The following is a 16480-nucleotide window of genomic DNA, read 5'->3' on the forward strand; positions in this document are numbered from 1 at the left end:
GCGACTATTCCGAGCCGTCGCCGTCGGCGCGGTTGCGACGGGTCACGAGCGCCCAGAGCAGGGCCGCGACCACCACCACGGCGATGCCGAGCAACGCCCACCGGCCCCAGTGGGACGGTTCGTCCACGAACGACGCGGTGAGCTCACCGCGATCACCGTGGCCGTCCTCGTGCGAGGTCGGCGGATCGATCAGCGTCCCGACGGACGTGCCCGCGGGGCAGGCGAAACCGTAGTCGAGCATGCGGACCGCCTGATCGGTGTAGAGGTTCTCGCTCTGGTTCACCCCGTACATCTGCACGATGATCAGGGTGCGGCCGTCGCGTTGGACGGCGCCGACGAACGTCTTCAGCGCATCGTCGGTGTATCCGGTCTTGCCGCCGATCATGCCGGGGAAGCCGTCGCGCAGCAGTGCGTTGCTGGTGGTCATCGTGTAGCCGGGGTGCGGTTTGTCTCCGGGGACGTCCGTCAGCGGCGGAAAGCCGGGGAAATCATAGGTCGTCAGCGTGATCATGTGCCGGAACGTCTCGTTCGCCATGGCGTCGCGGAAGATCAGCGCCTCGTCGTACGGCGAGGTCGACATGCCTGCCGCGTCGAGGCCCGACGGGCTCGCCGCTCGCGTGTCCTGTGCGCCGAGTGCCACCGCGTGCGCGTTCATCTTCGCGAGCGCCTCGTCGCGTCCGCCGAGTTCGCGGGCGAGGGCGTTGGCGCAGTCGTTTCCGGACACGAGCAGCAGTCCGCTCAGCAGATCGCGGACGGTGTAGGTCCCGCCGGGACCGATCCCACAGGAGTCGCCTTCCATGGCGTAGTCATCGTCGGTTCCCGTCACTTCGGCGTCGAGATCGAGTTCGTCGAGGGCGGTCAGCGCCAGCAGCACCTTGACGGTCGACGCCGGACGGTAGCGTCCGTGCGGGTCCTTCGCGGCGATCACGTCGCCGGTGTTGAGGTCGGCCAGGAGCCATCCCGCGCTCGTGAGCCTCTCCGGCAGCGGGCCTGCGGCGGGATCGGCGACGATGTCGCAGCCGGCGAGTCGCTCGCCGCCGACGGCGGGTGTCGGTACCGGCAGGGGAGTGGGCGTCGTGGACCCCGGGGTCACGACCTCGGAGGTGTCGACCGCGTCCGGGGGATGCGTCTTGTGCGGACAGTCGCGGGTGTCCGGATGCGGGACGGGCACGAACTCGGTGTACTCGTCGATCGGGTCGGCGGACGCGAGGCCGCCCGGGACGGTGAGCGTCGCCGCCATGACCGCTGCTGTGATCAGGCGTGCCATCCGCCCGGTGCGTGATCGAGACATCGCGCTACAGGGTACCCGCCGGTCTCGTCCGCCCGAGGCACCGCGCGTCCGGGCCGGGAGGCGAGCAGACAAGAGCGCCCCGACCGATACGGTCGGGGCGCTCTCGGGGCTGCAGAGACAGGTCTGCTGATTCAGCGCGAGAACATCAGGGCGCGCTTGACTTCCTGGATGGCCTGCGTCACCTGGATGCCGCGGGGGCATGCGTCGGTGCAGTTGAAGGTGGTGCGGCAGCGCCACACGCCGTCGACGTCGTTGAGGATGTCCAGGCGCTCGGCCGCGGCCTCGTCACGGCTGTCGAAGATGAAGCGGTGAGCGTTCACGATCGCGGCCGGACCGAAGTACGAGCCCTCGTTCCAGAACACCGGGCAGCTCGTGGTGCAGCATGCACAGAGGATGCACTTGGTGGTGTCGTCGAACCGCGCGCGGTCGGTGGCACTCTGCAGGCGCTCCTTGGTGGGCTCATTGCCCGTGGTGATCAGGAACGGCTTGATCGCGCGGTACGCGTCGAAGAACGGCTCCATGTCGACCACGAGGTCCTTCTCCACCGGGAGACCCTTGATCGGCTCGATGGAGATGGTGATCTCCTTCGACGGGTCCTTGGGCAGCAGGTCCTTCATGAGGAGCTTGCAGGCCAGGCGGTTCACGCCGTTGACACGCATGGCGTCCGAGCCGCACACGCCGTGGGCGCAACTGCGTCGGAACGTCAGCGATCCGTCCAGGTAGCCCTTCACGTAGAGGAGCAGGTTGAGCAGACGGTCGGTCGGCAGCGCCGGGACGCGGAAGCTCTCGAAACCCTGCGCGTCCGGATTCTCCGGGTTGAACCGGTAGATCTTCAGCGTGACCATGGTCGCCTCGGCGGGGACCGGGGGCAGCGGCGGCTCGCTGGTCGCCGGGTTCTCCAATGTGGCAGTCATCAGTACTTACGCTCCATCGGCTCGTAGCGGGTCTGGACGACGGGCTTGTAGTCCAACTCGATGTCGGAGAGCAGGCCCGTGCCCTTCTTGTACGCCATGGTGTGCACCATGAAGTTCTCGTCGTCGCGCTTGGGGAAGTCCTCGCGCGCGTGTCCGCCGCGCGACTCCTTGCGGTTCAGCGCACCGACGACGGTGACCTCGGCCATCTCCAGCAGGAAGCCGAGTTCGACGGCCTCGAGCAGGTCGGTGTTGAAGCGCTTGCCCTTGTCGTGGACGCGGACGTGGTTGTACCGCTTCTTGAGTTCGCGGACACCGTCGAGGGCCGTCGTGAGTGTCTCGTCGGTACGGAACACCGAGGCGTTGTTGTCCATGAGCTGCTGCAGCTCGGTGCGGATGTCGGCCACGCGCTCGTTGCCGTGCTCGGAGAGCAGACCCGCGAGCCACTCGTCGACCATCGCGGTCGGGGTCTCCTCGAGTTCGGAGAACGACGCCGAGTTCGCGTAGTCGGCCGCGGCGATGCCCGCGCGACGACCGAAGACGTTGATGTCGAGGAGCGAGTTGGTGCCCAGACGGTTCGCACCGTGCACCGACACGCACGCGCACTCGCCCGCCGCGAACAGACCGTGAACGATCTGCTCGTTGTTGCTCAGCACCTGGCCGTTGATGTTGGTCGGGATGCCGCCCATGACGTAGTGGCAGGTGGGGTACACCGGGACGAGCTCGGTGACCGGGTCGACGCCCAGGTAGGTGCGCGAGAACTCGGTGATGTCCGGGAGCTTCTCGTTGAGCACGTCCTCGCCGAGGTGGCGGACGTCGATGTACACGTAGTCCTTGTTGGGGCCGGCGCCGCGACCTTCGAGGACTTCGAGGACCATCGAGCGGGCGACGATGTCGCGCGGTGCGAGGTCCTTGATGGTGGGGGCGTAGCGCTCCATGAAGCGCTCGCCGTCGGCGTTGCGGAGGATGCCGCCCTCGCCTCGGACCGCCTCGGAGATCAGGATGCCCAGACCGGCCAGGCCCGTCGGGTGGAACTGGTGGAACTCCATGTCCTCGAGGGGCAGGCCCTTGCGGAAGATGATGCCCATGCCGTCACCGGTGAGGGTGTGCGCATTCGACGTCGTCTTGTACATGCGGCCCGAGCCGCCGGTGGCGAACACGATCGACTTCGCGTGGAAGACGTGGATCTCGCCGGTGGCCAACTCGTAGGCGACGACGCCGTTGGCGACGGGCTCGCCGTTCTCGTCGGTCGTCATGTTGATGTCGAGCGCGTAGAACTCGTTGAAGAACTCGACGTCGTGCTTGACGCAGTTCTGGTACAGAGTCTGGAGAATCATGTGGCCGGTGCGGTCGGCGGCGTAGCAGGCGCGACGGACCGGAGCCTTGCCGTGGTCGCGGGTGTGCCCGCCGAAGCGGCGCTGATCGATGCGGCCTTCGGGGGTGCGGTTGAACGGGAGACCCATCTTCTCCAGGTCGAGCACCGCGTCGATGGCCTCCTTGGCCATGATCTCCGCGGCGTCCTGGTCGACGATGTAGTCGCCGCCCTTGACCGTGTCGAAGGTGTGCCACTCCCAGTTGTCCTCTTCGACGTTCGCGAGCGCGGCGCACATGCCGCCCTGTGCGGCGCCGGTGTGGCTGCGCGTCGGGTAGAGCTTGGTCAGCACCGCGGTGCGGGCGCGGGGCGCGGCCTCGATGGCCGCACGCATGCCTGCACCACCGGCACCCACGATGACGACGTCATAGCGATGTTCCTGCATGAGTTTCTCGATGCTCCTTAGCGGCCGAAGGTGAGGATGGTGTAGGTGCCCAGGACGAGGATCAGGATCATCGACAGGCCGAGGAGGACGTTCAACCAGAAGCGGGTGCGGTCGTTACGCGAGTAGTCGGCGATCACGGTGCGGACGCCGTTGCCGCCGTGGAGTTCGGCCAGCCAGAGCATGAACAGGTCCCAGACCCGCCAGAACGGCTGATGCCAGCGCTCGGCGACGTAGCTCGCGTCGATGCGGTGCACGCCGGTGTCGACCATGAGGCCGATGAAGATGTGGCCGAACGTCAGGACGATCAGGAAGATGCCGGAGAAGCGCATGAACATCCACGCGTACTTCTCGAGGTTGCCGCCGCGTCGCGGACGCGGGCTGCGCGGGTTGTCCAGGCTGGCCGGACGGTCGTAATCGGTGCCGAGAGTCTTCACTTCAGTCATTGGTTTCTCCCGGTCCTAGAACGCGTGGGTGATCAGGATCTGCAGCAGGCGAGCGGCCGCGGCGATGAACACGATGGCGACGATGACGAGGATGGTCCACAGCATCTGTCGCTGGTACTTGGCACCCTTGCCCCAGAAGTCGACGAGCACGACGCGCAGACCGTTGAACGCGTGGTACACCAGGCAGAAGACCAGACCGATCTCCATGAGGCCGATGACCGGGTTCTTGTAGGTGCCGATGATCTCGGTGTACGTGTTCTCGTTGACGTTGATCGTCGCCGTGTCGAGGACGTGCACGAAGAGGAAGAAGAAGATGGAGACGCCGGTGATGCGATGCAGCACCCACGACCACATTCCTGGGTCACCTCTGTAGAGAGATCGTTTGCGCACCGGAGTCGGTGCAACCTCGGTGGGGGTGCTCATAGCGAAACTACGCCTCCAAAGTCGTCGAATATTTCAGTGAGTCTCACCGGCGCGCTCAGACGGCGCAGCGGGACTCATCGCACCTGACTCTAAACCTAAGCTGAGTCCTATCGTGAATTGCCCGAACAATGTGATCAGAGTCCCGAGAATTCATTAGGTATGCCTTACCTTTTGCATTCTGGGGATGGACGAGAGGGAATTGTGACGCACGTCGACTTCGATGTTCTGCGGAAATGTGCTGTAGATGCGATGACCAGGGCGTATGCGCCCTACTCCGGCTTTCCAGTCGGCGCGTCCGCCATCACTTCCGAAGGTGAATTGATCAGCGCAGCCAATGTGGAGAATGTCTCATATGGTCTGGGTCTCTGTGCGGAAGTGGCTTTGGTCTCAGTGGGAGTCTCCCGAGGTGCCCTAGTGGAACCGTCGAGGGTTTCCGGGAGGCGACTCGTCGCCGTCGCCGTGGTGGACGGCGACGGTCGCGTCCTGACGCCCTGTGGTCGGTGCCGACAGGTCCTCCTCGAGTTCGGCGGGCCCGAGTTGATGATCGACACCGTCGACGGGCCCCGCCCGCTCGGCGAGCTGTTGCCGGACGCCTTCGGTCCGGCCGATCTCGACCGTGTGCGGGGCGCGTGATGGATCCGATCGCGGTGATCGCGACCAAGCGTGACGGTGCCGAACTCTCGACCGTGCAGATCCGCGAGATGGTCGCGGCGTACACGGCCGGCGACGTGGCTCCCGAACAGATGTCCTCGCTGTTGATGGCGATCGTGCTCAACGGGATGGGCCGACGCGAGATCGCGGACTGGACCGCGGCGATGATCGACTCCGGAGTCCGTCTGGATCTGTCCGGGCTGCGGACCGTCGACAAGCATTCGACGGGCGGCGTCGGCGACAAGATCACGTTGCCGCTCACTCCGCTCGTGGCCTCGTACGGGCTCGCGGTGCCGCAGTTGTCCGGCCGCGGGCTGGGCCACACCGGCGGAACGCTCGACAAGCTGGAGTCGATACCCGGCTGGCGGGCGGACCTCGGTGTCGATGAGATGCGGGCGCAGTTGCACGGCGTCGGCGCGGTGGTGTGCGCGGCGACCGCCGACCTCGCGCCCGCCGATCGCAAGCTGTACGCGTTGCGCGATGTGACCGGGACCGTCGCCTGCATCCCGCTGATCGCGAGTTCGATCATGAGTAAGAAGATCGCCGAGGGCACCGGGGCGCTGGTACTCGACGTCAAGGTCGGCTCGGGCGCGTTCATGAAGTCCTACGACGAGGCGCGTGAGCTCGCGCAGACCATGGTCGAGTTGGGCGACGACGCGGGGATGGACACGCGCGCCCTGCTCACCGACATGTCGACACCGCTCGGCCGAACGGCCGGAAACGCCGTCGAAGTGGTCGAATCGTTGGAGGTGCTGGCCGGCGGCGGGCCGTCGGACGTCGTGGAGCTGACCCTGGCCCTGGCGCGCGAGATGCTCGACGCCGGCGGGCTCGACGACGTCGATCCGGCCGAGAATCTGCGGAACGGGCGGGCGATGGACACCTGGCGTGCGATGGTCGTCGCCCAGGGCGGCGACCCGGATGCCGACCTGCCCGTTCCGGGGCACACGCATGTGCTGACCGCGGGCCGCTCCGGCGTGCTGTCGTCGCTCGACGCTCTCGCCGTCGGAGAGGCCGCCCGGCTGCTCGGCGCCGGTCGGTCACGGCCGGGGGAGCCGGTCTCGTACGCGGCCGGCGTCACATGGCATGCGGGCGTCGGCGACGACGTTCGCGCGGGCGCGCCGCTGTTCACACTGAGCTTCGACGACGAGGCGCGACTGAATGCGGCGGCGGCGCGACTGGCGGATGCGGCGCTGATCGGTGAGGCGGCCGAGCCGGCGGGCTCGCGCGTGCTCGGCCGTGTGGGGCCTACCGCCGGTACTTCGTGGGCAGCGGAACACCCTCGGCCTTGAACACCGAGCGCAGACGCGTCGGGTAGTCGGTGATGATGCCGTCGACGCCGTAGGAGAGCTGTGCGCGCATGTCGGCGGCCTCGTCGACGGTCCACGGGATCACCGCGAGGTGCGCGGCGTGCGCCCGGTCGACGAGATCCTTGTCCGAGAGGGTGAAGTCGGGGGAGAGGATGTCGAAGCCCGCGGACTTCGCGGCGGCGACCACGTCGCCGTCGAACTTCTCGTAGCTCACCGGGCCAAGCCACTGCGACTTCGGCTTCCACGTGGTCGCGTCGTAGAGCGCGACCAGCGGGATGTTCGGCTGCTCCTTGCGGACCAGCGGGAGACTGCGCCAGTCGAAGCTCTGGATCTCGACCCGATTCGTCAGATGCGCCTTGCGCACCTCGCGGAGGATGGCCGACACGAACTCCCGCGGCGTCGCGCTGCGGGTGCGTTGCTCCGCTTCGATCTTGGTCTCGATGTTGAAGCGGACCTTGTTGTTCTTGTACTGCGCGGCCAGTGCGAACAGCTGCGGCAGCGTCGCGATCCGATTCCCGAGGACACGCTTCGCGTCGGGGAAGTCCGGGAGCTTCTTATCGCAGACGAGGGTCTGGACCTGACGATAGGTGAGGTCGTGAAGGTCCTTGCCGACGTACGGGAACTGCTTGTCGCCGGGAGACGCCGGGATCGTGTCGATGCATTTGGCGGCCTGGACGTCGGGATCGTGCCAGACCAGCGGCACGCCGTCCTTGGTCATGATGATGTCGAGTTCGAGTGTGGTGACGCCGAGTTCGAGCGCCCGAGCGAAGCCGTACAGCGACTCCTCGGTGTGCTCGCCGCGGCCGCCGCGGTGGGCCTGGAGATCGATGGTCTCGGTCGGTCGTCCGGGCTCGGCGTGGACGGGGCCGGCGAGCGCGGTTCCGGCCGCGATCGCGGCGGCGACGGTGGTCACGGCGCGGCGGGCGAGTCGAGTTCTCATGGCGGGCAACGCTAGTGGTGGCAGGTGGCCGCGAGCGGGCGAACACGTTGCCGGGACTCGTCGAACTCATGTCGTCTGATCGAAGGACGGCGGGTCGGAAGCCCGTTCTGACGAGCGAGTACGTGCGACGGCGGATACGGTCGAGTCATGATCACCGTCGACCAGTGCCGGCTGGCACCCAAAGTCCTTCTGCACGACCATCTCGACGGAGGACTGAGACCGTCGACGGTCCTGGAACTGGCCCGCGAGACCGGGTACGACGCGCTGCCCGCCGACGAGGCGGAGTCGTTGGCCGCGTGGTTCGCCGCGGCGGCCAACAGCGGTTCGCTGGAGAAGTATCTGGAGACGTTCGCGCACACCGTCGGCGTGATGCAGACCGCCGACGCGTTGGAACGCGTGGCCCGGGAGTGCGTCGAGGACCTGTCCGCCGACGGCGTCGTGTACGCCGAGGTGCGGTTCGCGCCGGAACAGCACCTCGAGGCCGGCCTGTCGCTCGACGAGGTGGTCGAAGCCGTCCTCGCCGGTTTCGACGCCGGGCAGCGGCAGGCCCGCGACGCGGGCCGTCCGATCGTGGTCGGATGCCTGGTGACCGCGATGCGCCACGCCGCGCGATCGCGGGAGATCGCCGAACTGGCCGTGCGGTTCCGGGACCGGGGCGTGGTCGGCTTCGACATCGCCGGCGCCGAGGCGGGCAATCCGCCGAGCCGTCACCTGGACGCCTTCGAGTACCTGCGTGCCGAATGCGCGCATTTCACCATCCACGCAGGGGAGGCCTTCGGCCTTCCGTCCATTCACGAGGCGATCGCCTTCTGCGGCGCCGACCGACTCGGGCACGGCGTCCGCGTCACCGACGACATCGACCTCACCGACGGGATCGCCGGTGCGCGTCTGGGACGCGTGGCCGACTACGTGCGCGACAAGCGGATCCCGTTGGAACTGTGCCCGAGCAGCAATGTGCAGACCGGAGCCGTCGCCTCGCTCGCCGACCACCCGTTCGACGAGCTCGCCCGACTGCGCTTCCGCGTCACGGTGAACACGGACAACCGGTTGATGAGCGATACGACGATGAGTCGCGAGTTCATGGTGCTCCACGAACAGTTCGGTTACGGCTGGGCCGACTTCGAACGCTTCACCGTCAACGCCATGAAGTCGGCGTTCATCCCCTTCGATGAGCGTCTGGCCCTGATCGACGATGTGATCAAACCGGGGTTCCGGGTGCTGATGGGATAGGTCCGACAGGCTACCCGCGCTTGATCAGGCGGTCCTCGAAATCGTGGACCAGGGCGCGCCAGACCTCGGCCTCGTTGTCGTACGGGCCCGAGGGCGCCAGACGCTTCGGGTCCGGGGTGATCGCATAGTCGACGAACCAGCCGAGGGGCGTGGTCGAGGCCAACTCCTCGTTGACGGTGTCGATGCCCGCGTAGTCGGCGGCGTCGGTGAGCAGTTCGACCGCCAGATCCATCTGGCGGGCCTCGACGCGGCGCGGACCGTCGAGGATGTCCTCGTCGATGCCCTGCAGCGCGTACACGTTCTCCGGCAGCACCTGGTACTCGATCTCCGCCGTCTCGGCGGCACTGCGCACGTCGGTGAACGTCGAGAGCTTCTTCAGGTCGTGGTCGGCGTCGCCGGCGAGGAAGCGGGTCAGCGCGCGTTCGGAGCCGAAGCCGAAGATCTGGCCCTTCGACCCGAGGAACAGCGGGTCGTCGCCGAGGTAGCAGCGCAGGGTGAGGAATTCGCCGTCATCGGTGTAGATGCGGATCGGGTCGATGCCGACCGCCGCCCAGAAATCGTCCTCGTCGACGAGGTCGTCCTCGTCCTCGTCGTCTTCCTCATCGTCCTCGTCGTCGGATTCCTCGCCGTCCAGCGGGTCGATGTCGTCGTCGGGTTCGTCCTCGTCCTCGGCCGATGCGGCGGCCTCGAGCTCGTCCTCGGCCTCCTCGACCGCCTTCGGGTCGACCTTCGGCCTCGAGACGACGGCGTCGAGTGCGTCGATGACGTCGTCCCAGTGCTTGGCGATGATGCGGCCGATGCGGACCCACAGATCGACGCCGTCGCGCCCGGAGAAGTCGTTGGTGCCGACGGCGACGGCGCCCAGGATCGGATTGCCGGTGAAGAACTTGACGATCGGCGCCAGATCGCAGACCTCGCCGATGATCCGCACGATCTCGAGCGCGTCCTCGAGTTCGGCGACGACCTCGGGCTTCGGGTCCTCGGCGGCCAACTCGGGCACGCCGATCAGATCGTACGAGTGACGGTCGTCGGGGACCAGCTCGTCGGCCTGCAGCTTCTTGATCATGTCCCATGCCGGGTGATCGGCGAGGTCGTTGTCGTCGTCGCCGCGCACGAACGCGGCGAGCTCCGCGACAGAGTCGAGAACGTACAGGTCCTCGTCGAGACCGAGGAAGGCCTCCCACTCGTCGTCGCCCTCGCGCCAGCGCGGGGCCCACAGAGTGAAGAGGTTTCCTTCGGTGAGTCCGAGTTCAATGGGGACGATGTCTCCGGCCATGATCACAGAGCGTAGTCATGTTCGATCGATCCTGCTGCACGCACCCGCCCGAGACGTCCTCATCGGGCACGGAGTCGAGTCGCATACGGGCCGCGGTCGGGTGCCCCACCCTCCGGTCGGGCGCTCCGCAGCGGGTTCGCGACGGGGGTTCGCGACGGGGGTTCGCGACGGGTGGCGATGTCCTCTAAAGGAGACATCGCCGCGGTGAATCCGATGTTTCCATTGACACGAAATGGCGGTCGGGTGAATCTGGTCACTGACTGTTCGCCGAGGAGCTGCGCGAACGGCATGTGAGACGGGCAGGGTGGCACGACGTGACAGACATGAGTACGCGCGGGATCTGGATCGAGCAGTACACGGCACCTCGGGAACGCTATGTCGCGCCTGCCGCATCGATCCCCGCCGCGTTCGCCGACACCGTCGCCGCTCGTCCGGACGAGACGCTGATCCGCTACTTCGACGGCGCGCTGTCGGTGTCCGAGGTCGACCGGCTCGCCGATGCGACGGCCGTCGCCCTGGCCGAGCGCGGCTTCGGACGCGGCGACCGCGCGGTTCTCTACCTGCAGAACGTTCCGCAGTACCTGATAGCGGCCCTCGGGGTCTGGCGGCTCGGCGGCGTCGTGGTCTCGGCCAATCCGATGTACAAGGCGCGCGAACTCGGCGAGATCGTCGCCGACAGCGGAGCGCGGGCCGTGATCGCCATGGAGTCGCTCCACACCGTGGTGACTGAGGTCCTCGTCGAGCATCCGACGCCCATCGTCGTCACGACCTCCGAGCTCGAGTTCGCCGAGCGCCGCGACGGCGTCCTCTCGTCGTCGGCCCGCATCAACTGCCCGGGCGCCGTACCGCTCGCGGACCTGCTCGCCGAGTACGCGGGCGCTCGCCCCGAACCCGTGGCCGTCGGCGCGGACGATCTCGCCGTCCTGACCTACACCTCGGGTACGACCGGCCCGCCCAAGGGGGCCGAGATCAGCCACGGCAACCTGGTGTTCAGCGCGACCACCTACCGCGACTGGATCGGCATCGACGCCGACGACGTGATCTTCGGCGTCGCGCCGATGTTCCACATCACCGGTGTGGTGGGCCACGCGGCCCTGGCGATGCTCACCGGCGCGACTCTCGTCCTGACGTACCGGTTCGACCCGGTCGACGCGGTCGAGACGATCGCCGAGTACGGCGCCACCTTCACCGTCGGATCGATCACCGTCTTCATCGCGCTGATGAACGCTCCGAACGCCACCCGCGAGAAGCTCGCGACGCTGGCCAAGATCTACTCCGGCGGCGCGCCGATCCCGCCGTCGACCCTCCAGATGTTCGACGAGGCGTTCGGTCACCACATCCACAACATCTACGGACTCACCGAGACCACGTCGCCCGCGGTGGCCGTACCGTGCGGCAGGCGCGCGCCCGTCGACGCCCGCACCGGTGCGGCCGCCGTCGGCGTGCCCGTGTACGACACCGTCGTCCGCATCGTGGACGATGCGGGCGAGGACGTCGACCCGGCGGAGTCGGGCGAAGTCGTGATCGCCGGACCGCAGGTGGTGCGCGGGTACTGGAACCGTCCCGACGAGACCGCCGCGGCCATGCCGGGCAACGCCCTGCGAACCGGTGACGTCGGATACTTCGACGCCGACGGTTGGCTGTACCTGGTGGACCGCAAGAAGGACCAGATCAATGCGAGCGGATACAAGGTGTGGCCGCGCGAGGTGGAGGACGTTCTCTACGAGCACGCCGCGGTCCGCGAGGTGGCCGTGGTCGGCGTCCCGGACGCCTATCGCGGCGAGACGGTAAAGGCGTTCGTGAGTCTGCGCGACGGAGCGCGAGTCACGGCGGCGGAGCTGACCGCATACGCCCGCGAGCGTCTCGCGGCATACAAGGCGCCCACGGAGATCGCGCTGCTCGACGAGCTGCCGAAGACCGCGAGCGGCAAGATCCTCCGCCGGACGCTGCGCGACGCGGGGCGGTGACCCGGACCACAGTGCGCTGGTATCTTGCATGGGGACCACGCGGGCGAGAGGAGAGATGACGATGCAGGCGGCTCACGACGTCCTCTCCACGCGCCAGATGCGCGCGGTCCTCGCCGTGCTGGAGCGGTGTGAGGAGCTCGGCGACGGCCCGGACTTCAAGGAGGGGCTCGCGGAGGCGATCGCCCGATACTTCGACGTCCGCGACGTCACCTTCTTCCACGGTCGCACGTACTCGACGATCTTCGACGATCCGGCGCCGGTGCTGACCGGCGCCACCGAGTCGCTGCTGTCCGCGTATCACGAGCGGTGGCGCGACAAGGACGTGTTCACCCTGCCGCAGGCGCGTCGTGCCCTCACCGAGAACGGCTTCGCCACCCTCGACGAACTGTCGCGACTCCCGGTGCCGCAGCACTCCTACGTGGTCGACTACCTGCATCCCAACGACATGGACACCGCCTCGGCCATGCACCTGCAGCTCGCGGACGGTGAGGCGTTGATCGGCATGTTCGACAAGGTGCGCACCTGGGAGGCGTCCGATGTGGTGGCGGTGCGGATGCTCGCCCGCCAACTGCGGGCCCGCACGGTGTCGGTGTCGGTCGCGGACGCGTCGGTCGACGAACTGGCCGCACTGACTCCGCGGCAACGCGAAGTCGCGGCCCTGGTCAGCGAAGGTCTGAGCAATGCCGAGATCGCCGAGCGGCTGTTCCTCTCGGAGCTGTCGATCAAGAAGTACATCAGCCGGATCTTCGAGGCCACGGGCCATCGCAACAGATCCGAACTCGCGACGGCCGTGCTGAGGCACGACCGTCGCGCGTCGGCGTAGCGTCGGCCTCCTATGCGACGCCCACCGCGGCCCGCAGGGTGTGCCCCATCCGGTCCCGTTTGGTCGCCAGATAGTCCGCGTTCTCCGGCGTCGGCGGGGTCTGCAGTCCCACGACCCGCGTGACGCCGACGCCCGCATCGATCAGGCCCGCGCGTTTGGCCGGGTTGTTCGACAGCAGGGCGATCTGTTCGACACCGAGGTCGGCGAGGATCGCGGCGGCGTCGTGATAGTCGCGGGCGTCGACCGGGGCGCCCAGCGCGAGGTTGGCGTCGACGGTGTCGAGTCCCTCCTCGTCCTGCAGTCGGTAGGCGTCGATCTTCGCGGCCAGTCCGATGCCGCGTCCCTCGTGACCGCCGAGATACAGCACGATGCCCGTCTCGGCCGCGGTGATCTGGGCCATCGCGGCGTGCAACTGCGCACCGCAGTCGCAGCGCCGCGAGGCGAGGGTGTCGCCGGTGAGGCATTCGCTGTGCACGCGGACCAGCGGCGTGCCGGCGTCGACGTCGCCGTGGACCAACGCCATGTGCTCGGCGCCCGTCGCCGACGTGTAGACCGTCGCCTCGAAGTACCCGTGGTCGGTGGGCAGGCGGCAGGTGGCGCCGCGGGTGAGGCCGGCGGTGCGTCGCCGGTACGTGACGATCTCGTCGATCGTCACCACGGCGAGACCGTGTCGGTCGGCGAACGCGTCCACGTCGTCGCGAGCCAGCATTCCGCGGCGATCGGGGGTCACCATCTCGCAGATCAGACCGGCCGGAGACAGTCCGGCGGCCGCGCACAGGTCGACCGACGCCTCGGTGTGGCCGCGTCGGCTCAGGACTCCGCCCGCGCGGGCCCGCAGCGGCATCACATGGCCTGGGCGGGTGAGGTCGTCCGCACCGCACGACCGATCACCGAGGAGCGCGATGGTCCGCGCCCGATCGGCTGCGCTGATGCCGGTGGTGACCCCGGAGGCGGCGTCGACGGAGACGGTGAACGCGGTACCCAGGGGGTCCGTCGGATCCACCACCATCTGCGGCAGACGCAGGCGGTCGGTGGTCTCGGCGGGCAGCGCGACGCACAGGAATCCGGAGGTGTGCTCGAGGAAGAACGCGACGGTGTCGACGTCGGCGTACTCCGCGGCGAGGACGAGGTCGGCCTCGTTCTCACGGGAGGCGTCGTCGAGGACGATGACCGGCCGGCCGGCGCGGAGCTCGGACAGACAGGTCTGCACTCGGTCGGTGCTCATCAGCGGGCTCGCAATCCGTGGAAGGTCGATCGGTGGAACACCAGCGGATCGGAGGTGCGCGGCACCAGCAGGCCGTCGACGGCGCCGACGATCAGCTCGTGGTCGCCGATCGTGTGCCGGACGTCGATGGTGGCGTCGATCCAGGCGTGGGCGCCCGCCAGGCGAGGGGCGCCGCCGACGCCGGGCGTCCACTCGACGCCCGCGAACTTGGCGGTGCCGCTGCGGGCGAAGGCGCGGGCCAGATCGTGCTGAGTCTCGGACAACACGTTGACGCAGAACGTCCCGCCGCCGAGCACGCGGGGAAGGGTCGTCGAGGTGTGTGCGGCGAAGAAGCCGACCAGCGGCGGTTCGAGGGAGATCGAGGTGAACGAGCCGACCGTCATCCCGACCGGCTCGCCCGTCGGATCGATCGCGGTGATGACGACGACGCCGGAACCGAAGTGCGACAACGCCTCACGGAAGTGTTCGCGGACCGTGTCCGGTGCGGTGGCCTCGATGGTGTTGCTGTCCATGGGGGTCTTTCTGACGATGGCCGGGGGACGTCGCGGCGGACGTCCCCCGGGCCGGTTGATTCAGCGGGAGCGAGTGAGCTGGGCCTTGAGCTCGTCGAGAGCGCCGGAGTAGATCTCGGTGATCCCGGTGGTCAACCCCTGCTCGACGTCGGCCGATGCCGCGCCGAACTCGGCCGACCACACGACGCGGCTGGAGTTCGGGCCGGTCTCGTGAACGGTCACCGTCGACTCGTAGTGCTCCAGCGGCAGTGGACCGTCGATGTACGAGTACGTGTAGCTGCGGTCGGTGTCGCTGTGAGCGACGATCCGCTCGCGGGCGGGCTCGCCGTCGGTGAAGACCACGTGCCGCACGTCGCCTTCCATGCGCGACGAGCCGATCGCCGGAATCCAGTCCGCGACGTCGGCGGTGTTGCCGACGTGGCCCCACACGGTCGCGGCGTCGACAGGGAAGTCCGATTGCACCGTGATGCTCGCCATGGCCGTTACCGTCCCAACTCCGCGTTGTACTTCTTGGTGAAGTGGTCGAGGGCGCTCGCATGCGCCTCGGCCTGACCCTCGCGGACCGCCTCGGCACGGTTCGCCGCGTCGATCATCGGCTGCGCCTGCCCCTGGAAGTAGGGGATCACGTCCTGGGCGAACAACTCGAACGAACGGCGCGTGGCCTGCGGGTTCGCCCAGTCGTGGGCCTGGACGAGGAGGGTGCCGAAGCCGCCCGACTGATCGATCAGGCGCTGCACCTGTGCGCGGGCCTCCTCGGCGGTGCCGATGACGCCGATGCCGGACGTGTTGATGAAGTCGATCATCTCGTCCTTGTTGGTGCCGCGGACGTCCATCTGCGGGAACGCGGCGACGTGCTGGAGGTAGTTGAACCAGTACTCGATGCCGTGCTGGACGTCGGCGTAAGCCTGTTCCTTGGTCTCGGCGATGTGGAACGGCCCGACGAGGCGCCACGTGGAGCGGTCGACCTCATCGAGGCGTCCGGACTGTTCCGCAAACTCCTCCAGGATGCCCCAGTGGTGCTGCAGCGCCGAGAATCCGTCGGCGGTCAGCGTCGCGGCGATCGAGAGCAGACCGATGCCGTGCTTGCCCGCCAGGCGCGCACCCGACGGCGATGCGACAGCCGCGGCCACCACGTCGAACAGCGGATCCGAGTAGGGCGCCATCTGGATCTTGGCGTCGAACAGCTCGTGCGTCTTGGTCTTGGCACTGACGGTCTCGCCGCGCAGCAGCCGCATGATGATGTCGGTGTTCTCGGCGAGCAGTTCGCGGGTGTCGATCTGCGAGAGGCCGAGCATGGCGGCGTCGGTCGGCAGCGAGCCCGGGCCGAGACCGAAGAGGACGCGACCCTTGGTGAGATGGTCGAGCATCACCATGCGTTCGGCCGCCCACAACGGGTTGTGGTACGAGACGGAGGTGACGCCGGTGCCGAGTCTGATGCGGCTGGTGCGCTCGCCCGCTGCGGCGATCATGATCTCCGGCGAGGCGTAGATCTCCGCGCCCGCCGAGTGGTGCTCGCCGAACCAGGCCTCGTCGTAGCCGAGCTCGTCCAGGTACTGAACGAGCTCCAGGTCGCGCTGCAGGAGCAGGGTCGGGTTCTGGCCCGGCTCGTGGATCGGCGCCAGAAAGGCGCCGAACTTCAGCTTGCTCATGTGGTCCTCCGGTATCGACTATGAGGTATGTCACCGATGAATCTATGGCGCGCATCACACGGCGGGTAAGTCCGC

The 16480-nt window shown here is 67.8% G+C and carries 16 protein-coding genes; 5 read left to right on the plus strand and 11 right to left on the minus strand.

Annotation, left to right across the window (positions count from 1 at the left end; genetic code table 11):
* Nucleotides 1-4: 4 nt before the first annotated feature.
* The 5 genes from BKA16_RS10985 to sdhC all read right to left on the minus strand — a co-directional run bounded on the left by BKA16_RS10985 (nucleotide 5) and on the right by sdhC (nucleotide 4825).
* The gene (locus BKA16_RS10985) at nucleotides 5-1291 is read right to left on the minus strand and encodes a D-alanyl-D-alanine carboxypeptidase family protein (RefSeq protein ID WP_246371728.1); all 1287 of its coding nucleotides are present in this window, start codon (nucleotides 1289-1291) and stop codon (nucleotides 5-7) included.
* A 131-nt stretch (nucleotides 1292-1422) separates the two neighbouring features.
* On the minus strand, nucleotides 1423-2205 hold the full coding sequence (locus BKA16_RS10990; RefSeq protein ID WP_183370685.1) for a succinate dehydrogenase iron-sulfur subunit: 783 nt from the start codon (nucleotides 2203-2205) through the stop codon (nucleotides 1423-1425).
* On the minus strand, nucleotides 2205-3959 hold the full coding sequence (gene sdhA / locus BKA16_RS10995) for a succinate dehydrogenase flavoprotein subunit (RefSeq protein ID WP_183370686.1): 1755 nt from the start codon (nucleotides 3957-3959) through the stop codon (nucleotides 2205-2207). Before sdhA ends, BKA16_RS10990 begins: the two co-directional genes overlap by 1 nt.
* Nucleotides 3960-3976: 17 nt before the next feature.
* Nucleotides 3977-4402 (minus strand): succinate dehydrogenase hydrophobic membrane anchor subunit, encoded by a 426-nt coding sequence (locus tag BKA16_RS11000; protein ID WP_183370687.1) that lies wholly within the window; start codon nucleotides 4400-4402, stop codon nucleotides 3977-3979.
* Between the two features lie 15 nt (nucleotides 4403-4417).
* Complete coding sequence (gene sdhC / locus BKA16_RS11005; protein WP_183370688.1) at nucleotides 4418-4825, minus strand: succinate dehydrogenase, cytochrome b556 subunit; 408 nt, start codon at nucleotides 4823-4825, stop codon at nucleotides 4418-4420.
* Nucleotides 4826-5023: 198 nt separating this feature from the next.
* On the opposite strand from sdhC, the gene BKA16_RS11010 reads away from it, so the two are divergent.
* Together BKA16_RS11010 and BKA16_RS11015 are read left to right on the plus strand one after the other, a co-directional pair.
* The gene (locus BKA16_RS11010) at nucleotides 5024-5458 is read left to right on the plus strand and encodes a cytidine deaminase (RefSeq protein WP_183373012.1); all 435 of its coding nucleotides are present in this window, start codon (nucleotides 5024-5026) and stop codon (nucleotides 5456-5458) included.
* Entirely contained in the window at nucleotides 5458-6765 is a 1308-nt protein-coding gene (locus tag BKA16_RS11015) for a thymidine phosphorylase (protein WP_183373013.1), read from the plus strand. The genes BKA16_RS11010 and BKA16_RS11015 overlap by 1 nt, the downstream gene beginning before the upstream one ends.
* Here BKA16_RS11015 and BKA16_RS11020 read toward each other — a convergent pair.
* The gene (locus BKA16_RS11020; protein WP_183370689.1) at nucleotides 6722-7723 is read right to left on the minus strand and encodes a glycerophosphodiester phosphodiesterase; all 1002 of its coding nucleotides are present in this window, start codon (nucleotides 7721-7723) and stop codon (nucleotides 6722-6724) included. The genes BKA16_RS11015 and BKA16_RS11020 overlap by 44 nt on opposite strands.
* A gap of 147 nt (nucleotides 7724-7870) precedes the next feature.
* On the opposite strand from BKA16_RS11020, the gene BKA16_RS11025 reads away from it, so the two are divergent.
* Nucleotides 7871-8953 carry an adenosine deaminase gene (locus tag BKA16_RS11025; RefSeq protein WP_183370690.1) on the plus strand — a complete coding sequence of 361 codons (1083 nt, stop codon included), beginning with the start codon at nucleotides 7871-7873 and terminating at the stop codon, nucleotides 8951-8953.
* A gap of 10 nt (nucleotides 8954-8963) precedes the next feature.
* Here BKA16_RS11025 and BKA16_RS11030 read toward each other — a convergent pair whose 3' ends face one another.
* Nucleotides 8964-10229, minus strand: coding sequence for a primosomal protein (locus BKA16_RS11030; protein ID WP_183370691.1), 1266 nt, complete (start codon nucleotides 10227-10229; stop codon nucleotides 8964-8966).
* Nucleotides 10230-10552: 323 nt separating this feature from the next.
* On the opposite strand from BKA16_RS11030, the gene BKA16_RS11035 reads away from it, so the two are divergent.
* Nucleotides 10553-12196, plus strand: coding sequence for an AMP-binding protein (locus BKA16_RS11035; RefSeq protein ID WP_183373014.1), 1644 nt, complete (start codon nucleotides 10553-10555; stop codon nucleotides 12194-12196).
* Between the two features lie 55 nt (nucleotides 12197-12251).
* Entirely contained in the window at nucleotides 12252-13019 is a 768-nt protein-coding gene (locus BKA16_RS11040; RefSeq protein WP_246371730.1) for a response regulator transcription factor, read from the plus strand.
* A 10-nt stretch (nucleotides 13020-13029) separates the two neighbouring features.
* Here the strand turns inward: BKA16_RS11040 and ribB are convergent, their stop codons facing one another.
* The 4 genes from ribB to BKA16_RS11060 are packed head-to-tail and all read right to left on the minus strand — an operon-like array spanning nucleotide 13030 to nucleotide 16405.
* Nucleotides 13030-14244 (minus strand): 3,4-dihydroxy-2-butanone-4-phosphate synthase, encoded by a 1215-nt coding sequence (gene ribB / locus BKA16_RS11045; protein ID WP_183370692.1) that lies wholly within the window; start codon nucleotides 14242-14244, stop codon nucleotides 13030-13032.
* Nucleotides 14244-14756, minus strand: coding sequence for a flavin reductase family protein (locus tag BKA16_RS11050; RefSeq protein ID WP_183370693.1), 513 nt, complete (start codon nucleotides 14754-14756; stop codon nucleotides 14244-14246). The genes ribB and BKA16_RS11050 overlap by 1 nt, the downstream gene beginning before the upstream one ends.
* A gap of 60 nt (nucleotides 14757-14816) precedes the next feature.
* On the minus strand, nucleotides 14817-15233 hold the full coding sequence (locus BKA16_RS11055) for an SRPBCC family protein (protein WP_183370694.1): 417 nt from the start codon (nucleotides 15231-15233) through the stop codon (nucleotides 14817-14819).
* Between the two features lie 5 nt (nucleotides 15234-15238).
* Nucleotides 15239-16405 carry an LLM class flavin-dependent oxidoreductase gene (locus BKA16_RS11060; RefSeq protein ID WP_183370695.1) on the minus strand — a complete coding sequence of 389 codons (1167 nt, stop codon included), beginning with the start codon at nucleotides 16403-16405 and terminating at the stop codon, nucleotides 15239-15241.
* Nucleotides 16406-16480 lie beyond the last annotated feature (75 nt).

Origin of the sequence: Gordonia humi (assembly GCF_014197435.1) — a bacterium.
GTDB classification, from domain to species: domain Bacteria; phylum Actinomycetota; class Actinomycetes; order Mycobacteriales; family Mycobacteriaceae; genus Gordonia; species Gordonia humi.